This window comes from Xanthomonas sp. 3307, from assembly GCF_014199735.1.
Classification (GTDB): domain Bacteria; phylum Pseudomonadota; class Gammaproteobacteria; order Xanthomonadales; family Xanthomonadaceae; genus Xanthomonas_A; species Xanthomonas_A rydalmerensis.
This window is the reverse complement of the sequence record NZ_JACHOG010000001.1, coordinates 26,489-48,057: the sequence shown is the minus strand read 5'-3', so window position 1 is coordinate 48,057 and position 21,569 is coordinate 26,489. Positions and strand designations below refer to the sequence as shown.

General features: G+C 68.8%; 21 protein-coding genes and 1 tRNA gene. 18 read left to right on the top strand and 4 right to left on the bottom strand.

Annotated elements, in window-relative coordinates:
* Positions 1–22: 22 nt before the first annotated feature.
* Positions 23–1,093, bottom strand: coding sequence for a DUF535 family protein (locus tag GGR64_RS00155; protein WP_184643220.1), 1,071 nt, complete (start codon positions 1,091–1,093; stop codon positions 23–25).
* Positions 1,094–1,450: 357 nt separating this feature from the next.
* Positions 1,451–1,984, bottom strand: a complete 534-nt coding sequence (locus tag GGR64_RS00150; RefSeq protein ID WP_160964923.1) for a Smr/MutS family protein — start codon at positions 1,982–1,984, stop codon at positions 1,451–1,453.
* A gap of 225 nt (positions 1,985–2,209) precedes the next feature.
* Here GGR64_RS00150 and surE point away from each other — a divergent pair, with 225 nt between their 5' ends.
* From surE to GGR64_RS00130, 4 genes are read left to right on the top strand one after another with little or no spacing between them, the layout of a single operon-like run.
* The gene (gene surE / locus GGR64_RS00145; protein WP_160964921.1) at positions 2,210–2,989 is read left to right on the top strand and encodes a 5'/3'-nucleotidase SurE; all 780 of its coding nucleotides are present in this window, start codon (positions 2,210–2,212) and stop codon (positions 2,987–2,989) included.
* A complete protein-coding gene (locus GGR64_RS00140) occupies positions 2,986–3,663 on the top strand; it encodes a protein-L-isoaspartate(D-aspartate) O-methyltransferase (protein ID WP_010341528.1) in 678 nt (225 codons plus the stop codon). The genes surE and GGR64_RS00140 overlap by 4 nt, the downstream gene beginning before the upstream one ends.
* Positions 3,664–3,682: 19 nt before the next feature.
* Positions 3,683–4,297 (top strand): YqaA family protein, encoded by a 615-nt coding sequence (locus GGR64_RS00135; RefSeq protein ID WP_160964919.1) that lies wholly within the window; start codon positions 3,683–3,685, stop codon positions 4,295–4,297.
* Positions 4,294–5,100, top strand: coding sequence for a peptidoglycan DD-metalloendopeptidase family protein (locus tag GGR64_RS00130; protein ID WP_184643218.1), 807 nt, complete (start codon positions 4,294–4,296; stop codon positions 5,098–5,100). Before GGR64_RS00135 ends, GGR64_RS00130 begins: the two co-directional genes overlap by 4 nt.
* A gap of 340 nt (positions 5,101–5,440) precedes the next feature.
* Here GGR64_RS00130 and GGR64_RS00125 read toward each other — a convergent pair whose 3' ends face one another.
* Both GGR64_RS00125 and yhbY read right to left on the bottom strand, forming a co-directional pair.
* Positions 5,441–5,815 (bottom strand): Mth938-like domain-containing protein, encoded by a 375-nt coding sequence (locus tag GGR64_RS00125; protein WP_160964915.1) that lies wholly within the window; start codon positions 5,813–5,815, stop codon positions 5,441–5,443.
* A 19-nt stretch (positions 5,816–5,834) separates the two neighbouring features.
* A complete protein-coding gene (gene yhbY / locus GGR64_RS00120) occupies positions 5,835–6,140 on the bottom strand; it encodes a ribosome assembly RNA-binding protein YhbY (protein ID WP_184643216.1) in 306 nt (101 codons plus the stop codon).
* 66 nt (positions 6,141–6,206) lie between these two features.
* Between yhbY and rlmE the strand changes: the two genes are divergently transcribed.
* The 14 genes from rlmE to GGR64_RS00050 all read left to right on the top strand — a co-directional run bounded on the left by rlmE (position 6,207) and on the right by GGR64_RS00050 (position 21,225).
* Positions 6,207–6,839 carry a 23S rRNA (uridine(2552)-2'-O)-methyltransferase RlmE gene (gene rlmE / locus GGR64_RS00115; RefSeq protein ID WP_017910618.1) on the top strand — a complete coding sequence of 211 codons (633 nt, stop codon included), beginning with the start codon at positions 6,207–6,209 and terminating at the stop codon, positions 6,837–6,839.
* Positions 6,840–6,910: 71 nt separating this feature from the next.
* Positions 6,911–8,848, top strand: coding sequence for an ATP-dependent zinc metalloprotease FtsH (gene ftsH, locus GGR64_RS00110; protein WP_184448514.1), 1,938 nt, complete (start codon positions 6,911–6,913; stop codon positions 8,846–8,848).
* Positions 8,849–9,129: 281 nt separating this feature from the next.
* Positions 9,130–10,032: a dihydropteroate synthase gene (folP, locus tag GGR64_RS00105; RefSeq protein WP_184643214.1), complete on the top strand. Its 903-nt coding sequence runs from the start codon at positions 9,130–9,132 to the stop codon at positions 10,030–10,032.
* Complete coding sequence (miaA, locus tag GGR64_RS00100) at positions 10,032–10,982, top strand: tRNA (adenosine(37)-N6)-dimethylallyltransferase MiaA (protein ID WP_184643212.1); 951 nt, start codon at positions 10,032–10,034, stop codon at positions 10,980–10,982. The genes folP and miaA overlap by 1 nt, the downstream gene beginning before the upstream one ends.
* A 106-nt stretch (positions 10,983–11,088) precedes the next feature.
* Positions 11,089–11,364 (top strand): RNA chaperone Hfq, encoded by a 276-nt coding sequence (hfq, locus tag GGR64_RS00095; protein WP_010341316.1) that lies wholly within the window; start codon positions 11,089–11,091, stop codon positions 11,362–11,364.
* Positions 11,365–11,390: 26 nt separating this feature from the next.
* The gene (hflX, locus tag GGR64_RS00090) at positions 11,391–12,716 is read left to right on the top strand and encodes a ribosome rescue GTPase HflX (protein ID WP_184448511.1); all 1,326 of its coding nucleotides are present in this window, start codon (positions 11,391–11,393) and stop codon (positions 12,714–12,716) included.
* A gap of 160 nt (positions 12,717–12,876) precedes the next feature.
* Complete coding sequence (locus GGR64_RS00085) at positions 12,877–13,371, top strand: nicotinamide-nucleotide amidohydrolase family protein (RefSeq protein WP_048489001.1); 495 nt, start codon at positions 12,877–12,879, stop codon at positions 13,369–13,371.
* A 34-nt stretch (positions 13,372–13,405) separates the two neighbouring features.
* Entirely contained in the window at positions 13,406–15,082 is a 1,677-nt protein-coding gene (gene ubiB / locus GGR64_RS00080) for a 2-polyprenylphenol 6-hydroxylase (protein WP_184644201.1), read from the top strand.
* A 379-nt stretch (positions 15,083–15,461) separates the two neighbouring features.
* Positions 15,462–16,097 carry a transcriptional repressor LexA gene (gene lexA, locus GGR64_RS00075; protein ID WP_184643210.1) on the top strand — a complete coding sequence of 212 codons (636 nt, stop codon included), beginning with the start codon at positions 15,462–15,464 and terminating at the stop codon, positions 16,095–16,097.
* Positions 16,098–16,293: 196 nt separating this feature from the next.
* Positions 16,294–17,331, top strand: a complete 1,038-nt coding sequence (recA, locus tag GGR64_RS00070; RefSeq protein ID WP_160964901.1) for a recombinase RecA — start codon at positions 16,294–16,296, stop codon at positions 17,329–17,331.
* Between the two features lie 115 nt (positions 17,332–17,446).
* Complete coding sequence (recX, locus tag GGR64_RS00065) at positions 17,447–17,941, top strand: recombination regulator RecX (protein ID WP_184643208.1); 495 nt, start codon at positions 17,447–17,449, stop codon at positions 17,939–17,941.
* Between the two features lie 105 nt (positions 17,942–18,046).
* Positions 18,047–20,698: an alanine--tRNA ligase gene (gene alaS / locus GGR64_RS00060; protein ID WP_184643206.1), complete on the top strand. Its 2,652-nt coding sequence runs from the start codon at positions 18,047–18,049 to the stop codon at positions 20,696–20,698.
* 136 nt (positions 20,699–20,834) lie between these two features.
* Entirely contained in the window at positions 20,835–21,050 is a 216-nt protein-coding gene (gene csrA, locus GGR64_RS00055; protein WP_160964895.1) for a carbon storage regulator CsrA, read from the top strand.
* Between the two features lie 82 nt (positions 21,051–21,132).
* Positions 21,133–21,225: transfer RNA gene (locus tag GGR64_RS00050), tRNA-Ser, on the top strand.
* Positions 21,226–21,569: the final 344 nt, after the last annotated feature.

Sequence of the window (21,569 nt, the reverse complement as noted above, 5' to 3'; positions counted from 1 at the left end):
GGCCGCGGCAGTATAGCCAGGCTCACTGGCCGTCACGCGACGCCGCACCGCAGGTGGCCGGCAGCGCCGCGGCCAGCAGACCTTCCGCATGCGCCCGCAACGCCTCGCGGCGGCGAAACGCCGAGCGGTGCTGGCTGGGTACGTCCGCCACGCTCTTGCGTGGTGGTGTCGGCGGCAGCTCGAACCAGCCGTCGGCGCCGGGTGCGGCGCCCTGTTCGGTCCAGAACGCGTCGTAGTCGGCCAGGAACACCTGCCGCTTGCGCTGCAGTGGATGCGCCGCATTGCCGATGGCGCGGATACCGCGCGCACCGATGCGCTCGGCGAAGGCATAGGCCAGCGCCAGCATCAGTTGCTTGGGGCGCAGCCCATGCATCTGCTTGGTGAGTGTCCGCACCACGTCCCGGGCATCGCCGCCGCTGGGGCCTTGCAGGCAGCCGATCAGCACAGTCGGATGGGCGTCGTCACTGGTCACGGTCAGCACCAGGCGATACAGCGGGCGCCGCGCCGTGTCGCTGAGCTGCAGCCACAGTTCGCCCTCGCAACTCATCGGCGCCGGCGGCAGCAGGGACAACGTCAGCGCGCTGCCATCTTGCAATGGCAGCGTCCCCAGGTCCGCCTGGCCTTGCCGGTAGATGGCATCGAACAACGCGGCGGGCAGGCGATCGAGCATCAGTCGATAGTGCTGCCGGAGGTGACGCAACCGCTCCGCGCTGCTCCAGCGGGTGTTGACGAAACGGTGCAGGTGGCGCTCGAGCAGGCGCGGATCGCGCTCGGCGTAGCCGCGCATCCGCGGGTCGCGGCGCAGTGCGTCGAGGAAACGGCCGTGCTCGGTCGGCATGCTCAATGCACGCAGCAGGTACTTGGCCGCCTTGATCCCGCGCTGCAGGCGGTTGCCGTGCCAGTCGGTCCGCCCCTGAAACGACGCCAGGAACAGCGGCCACCAGCGGGGCGGTGCGGTCGTGCCGCTCGACCGGGACGGCGACGGCGCCGGCCGGGCCAGGGGAGTCGACATCGTTTCGAACGCGGCGGCACCCGCCGAAACGTCCACCAGATCAGTGGGTTGCAGGAAGAAGTCGGTGGTTGCTTCGGTCACGTTCGGCTCGCAGAGGGGCGGTACTCTCTGACAAGACGTTTCAGCGCGCGAAAATTGAAATGCACCCGTATGGGAAGTGGTCGGTCGTGCAACCGGCGTCCTGGCCCGACCGGGCCGGGGTCGGGCGGGGCGTGGGTGCGCGTGACATCACGTGCATGCGCTGACGTAGGAGCGGCTTCAGCCGCGACGGGGCTTTCCCGTTCACGCCGGTCGCGGCTGAAGCCGCTCCTACACGGGCCTTACAGGTCAGTGCGCGGTGCAGGATTCGCGTAGAGACGATCCGGCGCCCGCGATCTTGGCCGGTGCGCAGTTTGCTTCCCCGGGCCGAGCGCCTTTATGCCCGGGACTGCGTGCCGCTCAGCGCCGCGCCAGCAGCACCAGCATCGCGCCGGTGCCGCCTTGCGCGGTGGGCGCCGAATGGAAGGCCAGCACGTCGTTGCGCTGGCGCAGCAGGCGGTCCACCAGGTTCTTCAGCAGCGGTACGCCCCCGGATTGCAGGCCCTTGCCGTGCACGATCCGCACGCAGCCGAACTCGTGCGCGTGCGCCTCGGCCAGGAACTGGCGCAGCAGCGCCTCGGCCTGCGCCGCAGTGGCGCCGTGCAGGTCCAGTTCGTCCTGGGCCGAGAACTGGCCCTTGCGCAGGCGCTGGAACACCCGTGCCGGCAGGTGCTCGCGCCGGTAGCTGGCGACATCGCCGGCTTCCAGCGGTGCGGCATCGCGCAGCAGGCGCTGGAATTCGCCCTGCGCCTCGGCGTCGTCGCGCTCGGCCATGCGCGCGCGCGGCTTGGGGCGCGGCTTGGCATTGGCTGGCGGCGTCGCGTTGAGCGGGGCCACCTTGCCGATGGCCGCGCGGAACAGCGCGGCGGGGTCTTCGTCGTCGGAATGCGCCATGCGCACAGCTTAGAACGTGCCGCACGGTTTGAGGTGAGTGCGGCGTCGTCGCCAGCACCTGCACGTCGGGTGCCGCAGCCTTGCCTGCGCGCAGTAGTCGCGTCGGGATCGCCAAGCGCTACGCCTACAGCGTCCCGCGCGAAGGTCAACGCCGCGAGCGCCGGCTCGCCGTCAGCGACCTGACCGGACGCATCCGGTATCATGCACCGGTTTTCGAGGAGCACCATGCGCGTATTAGTGAGCAACGACGACGGCGTCGACGCCCCCGGCATTCGCATGCTGGCCGAGCAGTTGCGCGGCGCCGGCCACGAAGTGACCGTGGTCGCACCCGACCGCGACCGGTCCGGCGCCAGCAATTCGCTGACCCTGGATCTGCCGATCCGGCTCAAGCGCATCGACCATTACACCTGCAGCGTCGCCGGTACCCCGACCGATTGCGTGCATCTGGCGCTCACCGGCATGCTGGAGTTCGATCCGGACATCGTGGTCTCCGGCATCAACAATTCCGCCAATCTCGGCGACGACGTGATCTACTCCGGCACCGTCTCGGCGGCGATGGAAGGCCGCTTCCTCGGCCTGCCCGCGGTGGCGGTGTCGCTGGTCACCCACAACCACGAACCCAAGCATTTCCAGACCGCCGCGCGCGCGGCGGTGGAGATCGTGGCGCAGCTCAAGGCCGATCCGCTGCCCGCCGACACCATCCTCAACGTCAACGTGCCCGACCTGCCGTGGCAGGAGATCAAGGGCTTCGAGGTCACCCGGCTGGGCAATCGCCACCGCTCCGAACCCTGCCTGCCGCAGACCGACCCGCGCGGCGGCACCGTGTACTGGATCGGCCCGGCCGGGCGCGAGCAGGACGCCGGTCCCGGCACCGACTTCCATGCGGTGCGCACCGGTTTCATCTCGATCACCCCGATCCAGGTCGATCTGACCCGCTACCAGGCGTTGGAAAAGGTCGCCAGTTGGGTCGGCGGCCTGACCGCCGCGCTGGATCGCCCGGCATGACTCCGCGGTTGCGCCTGCAGCCGGAGGCCATCGGCATCGGCATGACCTCGCAGCGCGTGCGCGACCGCCTGGTCGAGCGCCTGCGCGAGGCCGGCATCCGCGACGAGAGCGTGCTCAACGCCGTGCGCACCGTGCCGCGGCATCTGTTCATCGACGAGGCGCTGGCCTCGCGCGCCTACGAGGACACCGCGCTGCCGATCGGCCATGGCCAGACCATCTCGCAACCGTGGGTGGTGGCGCGCATGACCGAAACGGTGCTGGAAGCGGCGCCGAAAAAGGTGCTGGAAGTCGGCACCGGCTCCGGCTACCAGGCGGCGATCCTGGCCGCGCTGGGCCTGGAGGTGCATACCGTCGAGCGCATCGGCGACCTGCTGCGGCAGGCGCGCAAGCGCTTCCGCCAGCTCGGCATGAACGTGCGCAGCAAGCACGACGACGGCCGCATCGGCTGGCCCGAGCACGGCCCCTTCGATGCGATCGTGGTCACCGCCGCGGCACCGGCGCTGGTCGATGCCCTGGTCGAGCAGCTGGCCCCGGGTGGCTGCCTGGTGGCGCCGGTCGGCGGCCCGTCCGCGCAATCGCTGATCCGCCTGCGCCGCGCTGCCGACGGCCAGATCGAACAAGACGTCCTGGCGCCGGTGACCTTCGTCCCGTTGCTGTCGGGCATGCTGGATTGACCTTTCGGAGCCGCACTGGATGAAGATTTTCGGGCCGTTGTACGAACGTGCCATCAGCTGGTCGCGGCATCGCCGCGCGCCGGCCTTGCTGACCGGGCTCAGTTTCGCCGAGGCCATCGTGTTCCCGGTGCCGCCGGAGGTGATGCTGGCGCCGATGTCGCTGGCGCAGCCGCGCCGCGCGCTGTGGTTCGCCACACTGAGCCTGGCCGGCTCGCTGGCCGGCGCGGTGATCGGCTACCTGCTCGGTCATTTCGCCTTCGCCGCGGTGCAGCCGCTGATCGAATGGCTGGGCTGGACGCAGAAGATCGATGCGCAGGTGAACCACCTGCGCGAGGTCATCGCCGAGTCGCCGTGGCGCGCCTTCTGGCTGCTGGTGCTGGCCGGTTTCACCCCGATCCCGCTGAAGATATTCACCTGGGCCTCAGGCATCGTGGGAGTGCCGCTGCTACCGTTCCTGGCGAGCATGCTGGTGGGGCGCGGCAAGCGCGTGTACCTGGTGGCCGGGGCGATCCGCCTCGGCGGGCCGCGCGCGGAAGCCGCGTTGCGCCGCTGGATCGAGCCGCTCGGCTGGGTTGCCTCGGCGATCCTGGCGTTGCTGGTGGTGTGGGTCATATGGAGAGCGAAGGTCGGATGAGCGTCGATCGGGTGGTGCGGAACGGCCTGCGTTGCGGCCTGGGTATGCTGGTCGCAGTGGCGCTCGGCGCCTGCAGCAGCGCCACGGTGGTACGCACGCCCGGCGGTACTCCCGTGCGCGGCAGCGCTGCAGCTTCGGCGCCGCGGGTCTCCGTGCCCAAGCCCGGCGTCAGCGCCACCGTGCGCCGCGGCGACACGCTGTACGCGATCGCCCGCGCCAACAACATCACGCCGCAGGACCTGGCCGGCTGGAACGGCTTGCAGCCGCCATACACCATCTATCCGGGGCAGTCGCTGAAGCTGTATCCGCCGGGTGGGGCAGTGGCCGCACGACCGGGTAGCGGTCCGGTGACGCCGCCGCCGACATCCGGCGCTGGTGCTGGCGCCGCGGCCCGGCCGCCGTCTGTGCCGGCCCCGGCGCCGGTCAGCAGCGGCTTCTCCTGGCGTTGGCCGGCCGATGGCGTGGTGGTCAGCCGTTTCGTCGGCGGCGAGGCGACCAAGCAAGGCATCGACATCGGCGGCAGCAACGGCGAAGCGGTGCGCGCCGCGGCCGACGGCGTGGTGGTCTATTCCGGCGCCGGCCTGGTCGGCTATGGCGAACTGATCATCGTCAAGCACAACGAACAGTGGCTGTCGGCCTATGGCCACAACCGCAAGCGCCTGGTCAACGAGGGCCAGAACGTCAAGGCCGGCCAGCAGATCGCCGAGATGGGCCACAGCGGCGCGGCCCGCGACATGTTGCACTTCGAGATTCGCTACAACGGCAAGCCGGTCGACCCGCTGCTGTATCTGCCGCCGAAGTAATGGGTCGCATCGTTACGTGGGTGGATCCCCGGCCCGGCGCAGCGCGCGTACGCAATCTGTGGTGCGTTTGTAGGAGCGGCTTCAGCCGCGACCGAAGGCGCCGAGGAATGTCCGGTCGCGGCTGAAGCCGCTCCTACCCAAGCGAATGTCGGCTGAGGGCTTCGATCACGCATGCGCCACGACGGCGACCCCGGGCGAGCAGGACATTCAACCGCGGCGCGTCAATCTTGTCCTTGTAGGAGCGACCGCGCCGTCGGCGACGTCCGCTTGCGGCTCAAGCAGCCCAGATGAAAGCACGGCAGCGGACTGCGTGGGCCGCAGTCCACAGGCATGCTCCGCCTCAACCTTCGAGCAGGAACCCGACCGCCACGCGCCGGCCTTCGGCGGCCAGGACGTTGTAGGTGCGCGCCGCGGCGGCGTTGTTCATCACCTCGATGCCGATGCCGCGGGTCAGGAACAGCGCCATCACCGCCGCGGCCGGAAACACCTGGCGTTCGCCGGTGCCGAGGATCACCAGGGCCGGGTTGAGTTCCAGCAGCGGTTGCAGATGCTGCGGCTGCAGGTCGCCGGCCGGTAGTGCCTGCCAGTCCTCGACCAGGGTATCCGGTGCAAGGATGAAGCTGCGCGTCAGCAGCCGGTCGTTCACCTTGGCCTGGCGGCCGTCGGCCATGCGCAGGGCGTAGGCGTAGTCGGGCAGGTCCTGGGTCAGTTGCATGGGGTCACCGGAGGCGCGCTCAGGCGCGCGGCAGCACGATCTGCCGGTCTTCCTTGGCCGGGCGATACAGGATCGCGGTGTGGCCGATCCGCTGCACCAGCGCGCTGTTCGACTGCTCCACCAGGCTGCCGATGGCGGCGTCGCGGGCCTCGCGGTCGTCGACGCCGACCTTCACCTTGACCAGTTCGTGGCGCTCCAGCACCTCGTCCAGTTCGGCCAGGAAGGCCGGGGTGACGCCCTTGCTGCCGATCTGCAACAGGGGTTTGAGGTCGTGGGCCAGGCCGCGCAGGAAGCGGTTCTGGGCCGAGGTCAGGCTGATCGACATGCAGGTGGGAGCAGGGTTGGCAAGGGCGATCAGGGTATCATGGCTGCCCCTTCCGACCGTGCGTCCATGGCCACCCGCAGCAAAAGCAGCCAACGCTGGCTCCGCGAACATTTCGCCGATCCCTTCGTGAAGAAGGCCCAGGCCGAAGGCATGCGCTCGCGCGCGGCTTACAAGCTGGAGGAGCTGCTGCAGCGCGACAGGCTGCTGAAGCCGGACATGGTGGTGGTCGATCTGGGCGCCGCCCCGGGTGGCTGGTCGCAGCAGGTGCGCAAGTCGATGGGTGACCGCGGCCGGGTGCTGGCCCTGGACATCCTGGAGATGCCGCCGCTGGCCGGCGTGGAGTTCCTTCACGGTGACTTCAGGGAGGACGCGGTGCTATCGCAGTTCGAGGCCATGCTGGGCGACACCCCGGTAGACCTTGTGCTGTCGGATATGGCCCCCAATAAGAGCGGAATGGATGCGGTCGACCAGCCGCGGATGATGCATCTGGCGGAATTGGCGATGGCGTTCGCCGACAGCCACCTGAAGCCGAATGGCGCGTTCCTGATCAAGCTGTTCCAGGGCGTGGGGTTCGACGACTACATCCGCGACATGCGCCGCCGCTATGAGAAGGTGACCATTCGCAAGCCGGCCGCGTCGCGCAAGCGCTCGCCGGAGGTCTACGCCCTCGGACAGGGCAAGCGCGCCCAGATCAAGTAAGCTGAACGCAAGGCTGAACCCGCAATGCCACGCATCGAGACAGAGTTGAAGGGACACCGGAGCCAATGAGGATGAACGACTTGACCAAGAATCTGCTGTTGTGGGTAGTCGTCGCCGTCGTGCTGATGGTGGTGTTCCAGAGCTTCTCGCCGCGTCTCGCGGGCGGCCCGGGCAGCGACACCGTGACCTACACGCAGTTCCTGAAGGACGTGGACGCCGGGCGGGTGAAGTCGGTCGACTTCACCGACGACACCGGGCAGTCGGTCACCGCGATCCGCTTCAAGCGCACCGACAACAGCGAAGGCACGGTCTACGGGCCGCGCGACGACAAGCTGGTCGACGTGCTGTACAGCAAGAACGTGGAGATGACCCGGCAGAAGCCGGCCAACGGCCCGGGCTTCTGGTCGCTGGTGCTGAACTTCCTGCCGGTCATCCTGATCATCGGCTTCTGGCTGTTCATCATGCGCCAGATGCAGGGCGGTGGCGGCGGTGCCAAGGGCGCGATGTCCTTCGGCAAGTCGCGCGCCAAGCTGCAGGGCGAAGACCAGATCAAGATCACCTTCGCCGACGTCGCTGGTTGCGACGAGGCCAAGGAAGAGGTCGGCGAACTGGTCGACTTCCTGCGCGATCCGACCAAGTTCACCAAGCTCGGCGGCAAGATCCCGCGCGGCGTGCTGATGGTCGGCCCGCCGGGCACCGGCAAGACCCTGCTGGCCAAGGCCATCGCCGGCGAGGCCAAGGTGCCGTTCTTCAGCATCTCCGGTTCGGATTTCGTGGAAATGTTCGTCGGCGTCGGCGCCAGCCGCGTGCGCGACATGTTCGAACAGGCCAAGAAGCACGCGCCGTGCATCATCTTCATCGACGAAATCGATGCGGTCGGCCGTCACCGCGGCGCCGGCCTGGGCGGCGGCCATGACGAGCGTGAGCAGACCCTCAACCAGCTGCTGGTGGAGATGGACGGCTTCGAAGGCGGCGAGGGCGTGATCGTGATCGCCGCGACCAACCGTCCGGACGTGCTGGATCCTGCGCTGCTGCGCCCGGGCCGTTTCGACCGTCAGGTCGTGGTGGGCCTGCCGGACGTGCGCGGCCGCGAGCAGATCCTCAAGGTGCACATGCGCAAGCTGCCGCTGGCCGACGACATCGAGCCGATGGTGATCGCGCGCGGCACGCCGGGCTTCTCCGGTGCCGACCTGGCCAACCTGTGCAACGAGGCGGCCCTGTTCGCCGCGCGCGAGTCGGTCAAGGAAGTGCGCATGGACCACTTCGACCGCGCCCGCGACAAGATCCTGATGGGCGCCGAGCGCCGCTCGATGGCGATGAGCGAGGACGAGAAGACGCTCACCGCCTATCACGAGGCCGGCCACGCCATCGTCGGCCGGCTGGTACCCGAGCACGACCCGGTCTACAAGGTCACGATCATCCCGCGCGGCCGCGCGCTGGGCGTGACCATGTACCTGCCGGAAGGCGACAAGTACTCGATGAACCGCGTGGCGATCGAGTCGCAGCTGTGCTCGCTGTACGGCGGCCGCGTCGCCGAAGAGCTGATCTTCGGCACCGACAAGGTCACCACCGGCGCGTCCAACGACATCGAGCGTGCGACCAAGATGGCGCGCAACATGGTCACCAAGTGGGGCCTGTCCGACGAGCTGGGGCCGATCGCCTACGGCGAGGAGGACGACGAGGTGTTCCTGGGCCGTTCGGTGACCCAGCACAAGAGCGTCTCCGACGACACCGCGCGTCGCATCGACGAAGTCGTACGGTCGATCCTCGACAAGGCGTATGCGAAGACCACGCAGATCCTCACCGAGAATCTGGACAAGCTGCACACCATGTCGCAGTTGCTGCTGCAGTACGAGACCATCGATGCGCCGCAGATCGAGGCGATCATGGAAGGCCGCGATCCGCCGCCGCCGATGGGCTGGAACAGGTCCGGCAAGGACGGCGGCAATAACGACAAGGGCAATTCGCGTCCGCTGCCGCCGATCGCCGGGCCTGCCGAACAGGTGTAAACGCGTCGGTCTTTCAGGCACCGAAAAAGCCAGGGAGCGATCCCTGGCTTTTTTGTTGGCAGCGGTGCGGGGCCGATCGCATCGGCCCATGCCGACTCGCCGCCTGCGCGCGCGTGGGCGACAATGGCGCTGCGCTGGCCGCAGCTCGTCGCGTCGATGCGATGTGCGTGCCGCGGAAATGCCGTCGCACGCGGCCGCCGCCCTGCGTGTGCGGCGGATGCAGCCTGGCGCTGCCAGCGCCGTCCCGCCGCCTGCCACGGCCACCACCAGGAGACCCACCGATGTTCGACACCTCGCCCAGCCTGCAGTGCGGCGCCCACCGGCTCGTGCTCGATCGCCCACGGGTGATGGGCATCGTCAATGTCACCCCGGATTCGTTCTCCGACGGCGGCGCGCATGCCAGCGTGGATGCGGCGGTGGCGCACGGCCTGCGCCTGGCCGCGGAGGGTGCCGACCTGCTGGACATCGGCGGCGAGTCGACCCGCCCGGGCGCGACGCCGGTGCCGGTGGAAGAGGAACTGCGGCGGGTGATTCCGGTGATCGAGCGGCTGGCCGCGCAGACCGCGTTGCCGCTGAGCGTGGATACCTTCAAGCCGGAGGTGATGCGCGCCGCGGTCGCCGCCGGCGCCGGCATGATCAACGACGTGCAGGCGCTGCGGCAGCCCGGCGCGCTGGACGTTGCCGCGGAACTCGGGGTACCGGTGGTGCTGATGCACATGCCCGCCGATGCCTACGCTGCCGGCAGCGCGCCCGGCTACGACGACGTGGTCGGCGAGGTGCACCGGTTCCTGGCCGAGCGCATCTTCGCTGCGGAGATGGCTGGCATCGACAAGCGGCGTCTTGTGGTCGATCCGGGCTTCGGCTTCGGCAAGAGCACCGCCGACAACCTGCAGCTACTGGCGCAGTTGGCGCGGCTGGTCGAGTTGGGCGTGCCGGTGCTGGCCGGCCTGTCGCGCAAGCGCAGCATCGGCGAGCTGACCGGGCGCGAGGCGCCGGAGCAGCGGGTGGCCGGCTCGGTCGCCGCGCATCTGCTGGCCGCGCAACGCGGCGCCATGCTGCTGCGCGTGCACGACGTCGCCGCCACCGTCGACGCGCTGAAGGTCTGGCAGGCACTGCAGGCGGTGCCGTTGCCGCGTGCGGCCACATCGTCCCCGGCGACGATCCGCTGGCCGGACGAGGACTGATGGCGGCCGACCGGCGCCCGCGCGCGATCGCATTGATGGGCCCGACCGCCTCGGGCAAGACCGCCGCGGCGATCGCCCTGGCCGAACGCTGCGGCGGCGAGATCGTCAGCGTCGATTCGGCGCTGGTCTACCGCGGCCTGGACATCGGCGCGGCCAAGCCCGATGCGGCCGAGCGCGCGCGGGTGCCGCACCATCTGCTGGACCTGCGCGATCCCTGGCAGGCCTATTCGGCGGCCGAGTTCGCCGCCGACGCGCGCGCTGTGCTGGAGGCGATCGTCGCCCGCGGCCGCCTGCCGATCCTGGCCGGCGGCACCGGCCTGTACTTCCAGGCGCTGCTGGAGGGGCTGGCGCCGATGCCGGCGGCCGACCCGCAGCTGCGTGCGGCGTTGGTTGCGCAGGCCCAGGCCGAAGGCTGGGCGGCGCTGCACGCGGAACTGCAGCGGATCGACCCGCTGGCCGCGCAGCGGATCCGTCCTGGCGACGCCCAGCGCATCCAGCGCGCGCTGGAGGTGTACCGGCTCAGCGGCCGGCCGATCAGTGCATGGCAGGCAGATCCGGGTCCGCCGCGGCTGCCGCTGCGGGTGCTGAAACTGGTGCTGGCGCCGGCCGATCGCGCCGTGCTGCATGGACGCATCGAAGCCCGCTTCGACGCGATGCTGGGGCAGGGCTTCCTCGACGAAGTGCGCGCCTTGCGTGCGCTGCCCGGGATGCAGGCGGTGGCGCAGCCGCTGGAATTGCCTGCGGTGCGCGCGGTCGGCTACCGCCAGGCCTGGGAGTACCTGGACGGCGTTGGCGATGCGGCCGACTTCCGCGCCCGCGCCATCGCCGCCACCCGGCAGCTGGCCAAGCGTCAGCTCACCTGGCTGCGCGGCGAGCAGGACGCGCGCTGGTTCGACCCCGCTCGCGACGCCGGGCGCCTGGGGGCCGCGCTGGACGACTTCCTCGGCTGATCGGCGCCGCTGGCGCCCGCGGTTGTGTACCATCGACGTTCCGGACCACGGCAGGGGAGCTGCAGTGCCGTCCCGGACCATAAAAACAATAATTTGGGAGTCAAGCATGTCCAAGGGGCAATCCTTGCAGGATCCTTTCCTCAACGCGTTGCGTCGCGAACGGGTCCCTGTCTCGGTGTATCTGGTCAACGGCATCAAGCTGCAGGGCACGATCGAGTCGTTCGATCAGTTCGTGGTCCTGCTGCGCAATACCGTCAGCCAGATGGTCTACAAACACGCCATTTCCACCGTGGTGCCGGCGCGCAACGTGCGCGTGGGGCCCGGCGGCGGTTATGTGCAGCAGAACGAAGGTGGCAGTGCGGGTGATGATGAAGTCGAGTAGTTCGGTAGCCAAGCGCGGAGCCGCGGGTGTTTGATCGGTCACGCCGCGGCGAACACGCACTGCTGATCCAGCCCTACGCGGGCGGCCCATTGGAAGACGATGTGTTGGAGGAGTTCGCCGACCTGGCGCGCTCGGCCGGTGCCAGCATCGCCGCCACCGTGACCGCGCGCATCGACAAGCCGAGTCCGGCGACGCTGATCGGCAGCGGCAAGCTGGAGGAGGTCAAGGCCGCCGCCGACGCCAGCGGCGCGGATCTGGTGCTGGTCAACCACGCGCTCAGTCCCGGCCAGGAGCGCAACCTGGAGAAGCTCCTGGAGCGGCGCGTGCTCGATCGCACCGGGCTGATCCTGGACATCTTCGCCCAGCGCGCGCGCAGCCACGAAGGCAAGCTGCAGGTCGAACTCGCCCAGTTGCGGCACATGGCCACGCGCCTGGTGCGCGGCTGGACCCACCTGGAGCGCCAGCGCGGCGGCTCGATCGGCCTGCGCGGCCCCGGCGAAACCCAGCTGGAAACCGACCGCCGCCTGTTGCAGAAGCGGGTGGAGCAGTTGCAGAAGCGGCTGGAGAAGGTCGAGGTGCAGCACACCCAGATGCGCCGTGCACGCGTGCGCAGCGAACTGCCGCGGATCGCGGTGGTGGGCTATACCAACGCCGGCAAGTCGACCCTGTTCAATGCGCTGACCGGCGCCGAGGCCTACGCCGCCGACCAGTTGTTCGCGACCCTGGACCCGACCGTGCGGCGCATCGCGCTGCCCGGCGGCAATGCGATGCTGGCCGATACGGTCGGCTTCGTGCGCAACCTGCCGCACGAACTGGTGGCGGCGTTCCGCTCGACCCTGTCCGAGGCGCGCGAGGCTGATCTGCTGCTGCACGTGGTCGACGCGGCCGACCCGCTGCGCGAGGAGCGCATCGCCCAGGTCGACGAGGTGCTGCACGCGGTCGGTGCCGGCGAATTGCCGCAGTTGCTGGTGTTCAACAAGATCGACCGCATCGACGGCGCCGAAGTGCGCCACGACGCGCAGGACGGCGTGCCGGACACGGCACGGCGCGAGCGGGTGTGGATCTCCGCGCGCGACGGGCGCGGCCTGGACCTGCTGCAGCACGTGCTCGGCCAGCGTCTGGGCCTGCGCCACGTGCAGGGCAGCCTGCGCCTGCCGCCCAGCGCCGGACGCCTGCGCTCGCAGTTGCACCAGTTGCAGGTGATCCGCAGCGAGCAGGCCGACGAGGATGGCTGGCTGCTGCAGGTGGACATTCCGATCACCGAGGCCGAGCGCCTGGCCGCCGCCGACGACGGCGCGCCGATCCGCGCGCTGCTGCCTCCGCGCGAGCAGGAGGAGTGGCAACGGCGCTGAGTGTCGCGTCGGCGTCGCCACGATCGACGCCGACGGGCGGGCCGGCGCGGCCGCGGCCCATGCGCCGCGTTGGCTGACGGCCGGCCATCCGCCGGCGCGCACAGGCGCGACAGCCACGGCGAATTGGGCTACAAAGCGCACTGGTTTCCCGAGCTGTGCCATGACGCTTCCCACCGATTCGGAGTTGTTGCAACAGGCCACCGCGCTCAGCGACCGCTTGCGCACCGCGCGCGAGCGCCTGGTCACCGCCGAAAGCTGCAGCGGCGGCTGGATCGCCAAGGTGATGACCGACGTCGCCGGGTCTTCGGCCTGGTTCGACTGCGGCATCGTCGCCTACAGCTACGAGGCCAAGCAGGCGCTGCTGGGCGTGCGCCCGCAGACGCTGGAGCATCACGGCGCGGTCAGCCGCGAGACGGTGATCGAGATGGTCTCCGGGGCGCTGGTCAATTCCGGCGCCAGCGTCGCGGTCGCGGTGACCGGCATTGCCGGCCCTGGCGGCGGTTCGCCGGACAAGCCGGTCGGCAGCGTGTGGCTGGGCTGGAAGCGCCGTGGCGGCTACGCCAGCGCGCAGTTGTTCCATTTCCCGGGCGACCGCGACGCGGTGCGCCGGCAGACCGTGGCCGCGGCCCTGCGCGGTCTGGACGCGCTGTTGTGATCATGGCCGCGCGCCTTCCCCGAGGATGAGCGCGATGTGGGAGGCATTGAGCACCGTCCGCGACCTGGGACGCCTGCAGGAAATCGCCTCGGTGCTGATCCGCTACGGGTTCGGCGACGTGGTCCGGCGCATCGGCATGGCCGACGTGCTGGAACGCGCCGGGCGCCTGCTGCACTGGCAAAACGCCGAGGAGATGTTGCGCATGTCGGCGCCGCAGCGGGTGCGGCGCGCGCTGCAGGACCTCGGCCCGACCTTCGTCAAGCTCGGCCAGGTGCTGGCCACGCGCGTGGACCTGCTGCCGCCGGAGTGGATCGACGAACTGGGCGAACTGCAGAACGCCGCGCCGGCGCTGGACTATCCGCAGATCCTGCCGCAACTGATCGAGGCGCTCGGCGAGGAGCCGACGGCGATCTTCGCCAGGCTCGAGGAAACTCCGCTGGCCGCCGCCTCGCTGGCGCAGACCCACCGGGCGTGGCTGCACGACGGCACCGCGGTGGTGATCAAGGTGCGCCGCCCCGGCATCCGCGAGGTGATCGAGGCCGACCTGCGGCTGCTGGCGCGGCTGGCCGAGATCGTCGAAGCGCGCGCGCCGGACCTGAAGCGCTACCACCCGGCCGCGGTGGTGCACCAGTTCACCCTGTCGCTGCGCCGCGAGCTGGATTTCGCCGGCGAATGCCGCAATGCCGAGCGCATCGCCGCCAACTTCCAGGGACACGACGAGATCGTGATCCCGCGGGTGCACTGGCAGTGGACCTGCGAGACGTTGAACGTGCAGGACTTCGTTGCCGGCATCGGCGGCCGCGACCTGGCCGGGGTCGAAGCCGCTGGCCTGGACCGGCGGCAACTGGCGCGCACCGGCGCCGAGATCGTGCTGAAGATGGTGCTGGAGGACGGCTGTTTTCACGCCGATCCGCATCCGGGCAACATCTTCTATCTGCCGGGCGAGCGCATCGCGGTGATCGACTTCGGCATGGTCGGGCGCATTTCCGAGCAGCGCCGCTACCAGGTGGTGCAACTGCTGCACGGCCTGGTCACGCAGGACGCCGAGGCGGTCGCCGACATCCTGCTGGAGTGGACCGACGGCGAGGTCGAGGTCGACGAGGCGCGCCTGCAACTGGAGATCGCCGCCTTTGTCGACCAGTACCGCGGCGTGCCGCTGAAGGACCTGCGGGTCGGCGCCATGCTCGGCGACGTCACCGCGCTGCTGCGCCAGCACGCGCTGGCGCTGCCGGCCGATCTGGCGCTGATGATCAAGACCTTCCTGACCCTGGAAGGGGTAGGGCGCCAGCTCGATCCGGACTTCGACATGGCCGGCGCCGCCGCCCCGTACCTGGAGCGGGTGATGCTGCAGCGGTTCGCGCCGCGGGCGATGGCCCGGCGCGGCCGCCGCACCGTGCTGGGCGCGCTGGAGCTGCTCGGCGACCTGCCGCGCGATACGCGCCGGCTGCTGCAGGCGGCGCGACGCGGACGCCTGCAGTTGAACGTGGAGACCGGCTCGCTGAAGGGCTTCGGCGACCAGGTCAACCGCGCCGCCAACCGTCTGACCATGGGTATTGTCACCGCCGCGCTGATCATCGGTTCGTCGATCGTGATGAACAGCGTCGGCGGCATTTCCAGCCGCTGGCTGCTGGCCATCGGCGTCTGCGGCTTCGTCGGCGCGGCGCTGTCGGGGGTATGGATCCTGTTTTCGATCTGGCGCAGCGGGCGCTGAGCGCCGCGAGCCTTCGAGTGCGGTCCGCCGCAGGCGTCGAGGCTGCTGGCCAAGCATCGCGCCGCTTCCAATCGAACCGCTTCCACAGGAGTGCCGGCGCGCGCGTCCTCCCCTGTGGGTGGGGCTTCAGCCCCGACGCGATGTAACCAAGTCGCTCGGCACACATCGCTCTGACACTCTGTAACGACCTGGAAGAACGCGAGAGGCCGCGACGCATCTGCCAATGATGGGCTGCCATCGCAGACTGTCGCGCCGCCCAGCCGCCCAGCCGCCCAGCCGCCCAGCCGCCCAGCCGCAACGGCCGGCGACGCCGCCCGCCGGCACCCCGGATCCACACGCCAGTTGCTCGCCAGTCGATTTAGTAGTATTACTACTAACCATGGACCTCACCGAAACCCAGCAGGCGATCCTCGACCTGATCGCCGAGCGCATCGAACACGATGGCGTGCCGCCATCGCAGACCGAGATCGCCCGTGCCTTCGGCTTCAAAGGCGTACGCGCGGCCCAATACCACCTGGAAGCGCTGGAACAGGCCGGGGCGATCCGCCGCGTGCCCGGGCAGGCGCGCGGTATTCGCCTGATCGGTGGGGCCGCCGCGCCGGCGCCGGCGCCGCAGGTGGACAGCGCCGACGTGCTGCGCCTGCCGGTGCTCGGGCGCGTCGCGGCCGGCCTGCCGATCGGCGCGGACATCGGTTCGGACGACTTCGTGGTGCTGGACCGGGTGTTCTTCTCGCCGGCGCCGGACTACCTGCTGAAGGTGCAGGGCGACTCCATGCGCGACGAAGGCATCTTCGACGGCGACCTGATCGGCGTGCATCGCACCCGCGATGCCCGTTCCGGGCAGATCGTGGTGGCGCGCATCGACGAGGAGATCACGGTCAAGCTGCTGAAGATCGGCAAGGACCGCATCCGCCTGCTGCCGCGCAATCCGGATTACGCGCCGATCGAGGTGTTGCCGGACCAGGAGTTCGCCATCGAAGGCCTGTACTGCGGCCTGCTGCGTCCCAACCGCTGATGCCGTACCGGGAGCAGGGCATGCACTACAGTGCCGGCCGGACTTTTCCGACCCCAGACATCGCCATTCGCCGCTGCCGCAGCCCGGTCCGGACGAATTATTTTCATCTCGCCACGCACTGTCTCAGTCCGTGCGATACCAGGCCTTTACATTGACCTCACTCCGCAAATCCTCCTCACCTTCCAAGGACACCACAATGGACGAGAACAAGAAGCGCGCGCTCGCTGCCGCCCTGAGCCAGATCGAGAAGCAGTTCGGCAAGGGCTCGGTGATGCGGATGGGCGATCGCGTCATCGAAGCGGTGGAAGTGATTCCGACCGGCTCGCTGATGCTGGACATCGCGCTGGGCATCGGCGGCCTGCCGAAGGGCCGCGTGGTCGAGATCTACGGTCCGGAATCCTCCGGCAAGACCACCCTGACCCTGCAGGCCATCGCCCAGTGTCAGAAGAACGGCGGCACTGCCGCGTTCATCGACGCCGAGCACGCGCTGGATCCGATCTACGCCGCCAAGCTGGGCGTCAACGTCGACGAGCTGCTGCTGTCGCAGCCGGACACCGGCGAGCAGGCGCTGGAAATCGCCGACATGCTGGTGCGCTCGGGATCGGTGGACATCGTGGTGGTCGACTCGGTCGCCGCGCTGACCCCCAAGGCCGAAATCGAAGGCGAGATGGGCGATCAGTTGCCGGGCCTGCAGGCACGCCTGATGAGCCAGGCGCTGCGCAAGCTCACCGGCAACATCAAGCGCTCCAACACCCTGGTGGTGTTCATCAACCAGTTGCGCATGAAGATCGGCGTGATGATGCCGGGCCAGAGCCCGGAAGTGACCACCGGCGGCAACGCGCTCAAGTTCTACGCCTCGGTGCGCCTGGATATCCGCCGCATCGGTGCGATCAAGAAGGGCGACGAGATCATCGGCAACCAGACCAAGATCAAGGTGGTCAAGAACAAGCTGGCGCCGCCGTTCAAGCAGGTCATCACCGAGATCCTGTACGGCGAGGGCATCAGCCGCGAAGGCGAACTGATCGACATGGGCGTGGAAGCCAAGCTGGTCGAGAAGGCGGGTGCCTGGTACAGCTACGGCAGCGAGCGTATCGGCCAGGGCAAGGACAATTCTCGCCAGTACCTGCGCGACAACCCGCAGGTGGCGGCGAAGCTGGAAAGCGAGCTGCGCGAGAAGTTCCAGCCCGCGGAAATCGCGCCGAGCGAGGCCGAGGCGGAAGACGCCGACGCGTAATGGTTTTCTGCCGGGGGAGCGGTGGAGTCAGTGCCGCTTGTCTCCCTCGGCAGTCTTGAGCAAACCAGGAGGGCGCGCGCCAGGGACGGCGCATTTGAATGGGGTGGCATGGCCCATGAGCGACGAACAGGGACAAGAAGCACCACGCCGGCGTCGCCGGCAACCGGAGCAGACTCCGTTGCAGAAGGCGCTGGGCCTGCTGGTGCGGCGCGAGCATTCGCGCAAGGAACTGACCCGTAAACTGCGTTCGCGTGGGGTGGAAGCCGACGCCGCCGCCGAAGCGGTGGAGCGCTTGACCGGCGAGGGCTGGCAGGACGACGGCCGTTTCGCCGAACTGCTGGTGCGCAGCCGCGCCGGGGCAGGTTACGGCCCGCTGCATATCCGTGCCGAGCTTGGCACCCACGGCCTGGACAGCGAGGCCATCGCCACCGCGATGGGCGCCTTCGAGGGCGACTGGACCGAAAACGCCCGCGATCTGGTCCGGCGCCGTTTCGGTGCTGCTGGGGCGATGGATCTGCCGCAGCAGCGTAAGGCCGCCGATCTGCTGGCGCGGCGCGGTTTCGATGGGGATAGCATCCGCGCCGCCGTGCGCGACGCTGCGGAGGACTGAGCGGGCTGGGCCTGCTACCCTTGGCGAGTTGTCTTGTCCGGTTTCCGGGGCGCCCTCATCTACGAGGGATGCCAGGAAGCCCGTCCGCTCGTCTATAGCCAGCCCATGAACGCACCCGCCAAATTCTCCACCTCCCAGATCCGCAGCGACTTCCTCGACTTCTTCAGGGGCAAGGGCCATACCATCGTGCCGTCCGCACCGCTGGTGCCCGGCAACGATCCGACGCTGCTGTTCACCAATTCCGGCATGGTGCAGTTCAAGGACGTGTTCCTGGGCGCCGAGAAGCGCAGCTACGTGCGCGCGGCGGACGTGCAGCGCTGCCTGCGCGCCGGCGGCAAGCACAACGACCTCGATTCGGTCGGCTACACCGCGCGCCATCACACCTTCTTCGAAATGCTCGGCAACTGGTCGTTCGGCGACTACTTCAAGAAGGACGCCATCGCCTGGGCCTGGGAGCTGCTGACCCAGGTCTGGAAGCTGCCGGCCGAGCGTCTGCTGGTCACCGTCTACCACACCGACGACGAGGCCTACGGCCTGTGGCGCGACATGATCGGCGTGCCTGCCGAGCGCATCGTGCGCATCGGCGACAACAAGGGTGCGCCCTACGCCTCGGACAACTTCTGGCAGATGGCCGACACCGGCCCCTGCGGCCCGTGCACCGAGATCTTCTACGACCACGGCGCGCACATCGCCGGCGGTCCGCCGGGATCGCCCGACGAGGATGGCGACCGCTTCATCGAGATCTGGAATCTGGTGTTCATGCAGTTCGATCGCCAGCCCGACGGCACGTTGGTGCCGCTGCCGGCACCCTGCGTGGACACCGGCATGGGTCTGGAGCGCCTGGCGGCGATCCTGCAGCACGTGCACACCAACTACGAGATCGACCTGTTCCAGACGCTGATCCGCAAGGCGTCCGAGCTGACGGGCACCGCCGACCTCGAGAACAAGTCGCTGCGCGTGATCGCCGATCACATCCGCGCCTGCGCGTTCCTGATCGTCGACGGCGTGCTGCCGTCCAACGAAGGCCGCGGCTACGTGCTGCGCCGGATCATCCGCCGCGCCCTGCGCCATGGCTGGATGCTGGGCGTGCGCCAGCCGTTCTTCAGCAAGCTGGTGCCGACCCTGGTGGAACTGATGGGCGAGGCCTATCCGGAGCTGGCCGCGGCGCAGGACACCGTGCTGCGTGCGCTGCAGGCCGAGGAGGAGCGCTTCGCCGAAACCCTCGATGCCGGCATGAAGATCTTCGAGGACGTCGCCGCCAAGGCGCAGGATGGGGTGATCGCCGGCGAAGACGCCTTCCGCCTGTACGACACCTACGGCTTCCCGCTGGACCTGACCCAGGACATCGCCCGCGAGCGCGACCTGCGCGTGGACGAGCAGGGCTTCGAAACGGCGATGGACGAGCAGCGCCGGCGTGCGCGCGAGGCCGGTAAGTTCGGCGGCAGCGTGCAACTGCCGGCAGATCTGGTGGCAACCCTGGCCCCGACCGTGTTCCTGGGTTACGACAGCCTGCAGGCCGATGGCCTGCGCGTGGTCGCCCTGCTCAAGGACGGTCGCCCGGTGCAGTCGGCTGAGGCCGGCGACGCGGTGATCGTGCTGACCGACAAGACGCCGTTCTATGCCGAATCCGGCGGCCAGGTCGGCGATCTCGGCACATTGACCGCCGCCGGTACCCGCCTGACGGTCACCGACACACAGAAATTCGCCGGCCAGTTCCATGGCCACGTCGGCACGCTGGAAGAAGGCAGCCTGAAGCTCGGCGATGTGCTCGCCGGCCAGGTCGATGCCGAGCGCCGCGGCGCCACCATCCTCAATCACTCGGCGACGCACCTGCTGCATGCCGCCCTGCGCGAAGTGCTGGGCACTCATGTCCAGCAGAAGGGCTCGCTGGTGGCGCCGGATCGCCTGCGCTTCGACTTCTCGCACTTCCAGCCGATCGGAGCCGAGGAACTGGCGCTGATCGAGCGCAAGGTCAATCAGCAGGTCCGCGCCAACAACGCTGTCGAAGTCCATCAGATGGGCATGCAGGAAGCGCTGGATTTCGGTGCGATGGCGCTGTTCGGCGAAAAGTACGGCGAGCGCGTGCGCGTGCTCAAGATGGGCGACTACTCCACCGAACTGTGCGGCGGCACGCATGTCGGGCGGACTGGCGACATCGGCCTGTTCAAGATCACCAGCGAAGGCGGCGTCTCCGCCGGCGTGCGCCGCATCGAGGCGGTGACCGGGCAGGGCGCGCTGGACTATGTGGCGGCTGAGGAGGCCCGGCTGCGCGAGGCGGCCGACCTGGTCGGCGGCAACAGCCACGACGTGGTCGACAAGATCCGTCAGCTCGGCGATCGGTACAAGCGCATGGAGCGCGAGTTGGAGGCGCTGAAGTCCAAGCTGGCGTCCGGTGCCACCGCCGACCTGGCCGGATCGGCGGTCGACGTCGCCGGCGTGAAGGTTCTGGCGGTGCGACTGGAAGGCTTCGATGCCAAGGCCCTGCGCGAGGCAATGGACCGCCTGAAGCAGCAGTTGGGCGACAGCGTGATCGTGTTGGCCGGCGCCAGCGAGGGCAAGGTCGCCCTGGTCGCCGGCGTGAACGGCAGCCCAATGGGACGGGTCAAAGCGGGGGAACTGTTGAGCCACATCGCCGGTCAGATCTCGGGCAAGGGCGGCGGCCGCCCGGACCTCGCCCAGGGTGGTGGCGAGGACGGGCCCGCCCTTGCCCCTGCACTCGCTGGCGTCCCCGCCTGGGTCAAGCAACATCTCCCCTGAACATACGCGCGGCGCGCCTTGCTGGCAGGGCGCGGCTTCCCGTAACATCACCCCTCTTTTCACTTTCATTATGGGGCGTGCCGCAGCGCGGGCGCCGTGCCGGTGAAGCCCACCGGTCCCCTGGAGAATTCTAAAAATGTTGATCCTGACTCGCCGGGTAGGCGAAACCTTGATGATCGGCGATTCGGTCACCGTGACGGTGCTTGGGGTCAAGGGCAATCAAGTGCGTATCGGCATCACCGCGCCGAAGGACGTGGCGGTGCATCGCGAAGAGATCTACCAGCGCATCCAGCGCGGCGACGAGCCGAACTCGCACGGTGGCGGTCACGGCGGCGATCAATCTGCCGATTGATGCGTCGAAAGGGTTTACCTGAGACCCCACAACCCGGTATTCTTCGCGCCCGGTCGCGGAAATATCCGCAGCGCAGAAATCCGGAGTGATGCCCGAGTGGCTGAAGGGGCTCCCCTGCTAAGGGAGTATAGGGTCAAAAGCTCTATCGAGGGTTCGAATCCCTCTCACTCCGCCAGTGTCAAGGAAACGCCCGCAAATCAATGGTTTGCGGGCGTTTTTCTTTTTCACCACCTTGGACGCTCGCTTGGACACTTCCATGCGAGTCGCGTACTCCCTCACGCGCGGCGAGACCGGCCGCTACTACGTTCGTTTGCGCATTCCTGCGGACCTGCAGGCACGCCTCGGGCGCAAGCGCACCCAGCGAGAAGATCAGCACGATCTGCGATCACGCCTTCCTTGGCGATGCGTTGCTGCTTGGACGCTGCTGGACGGTGCTTCGTCCGGGTGGCTACAGAGCACGACAAGCACCTGTCGCTCCTTCAGCAATTGGCCGGACGGCACTCGGTGCGTCGTGCGCAT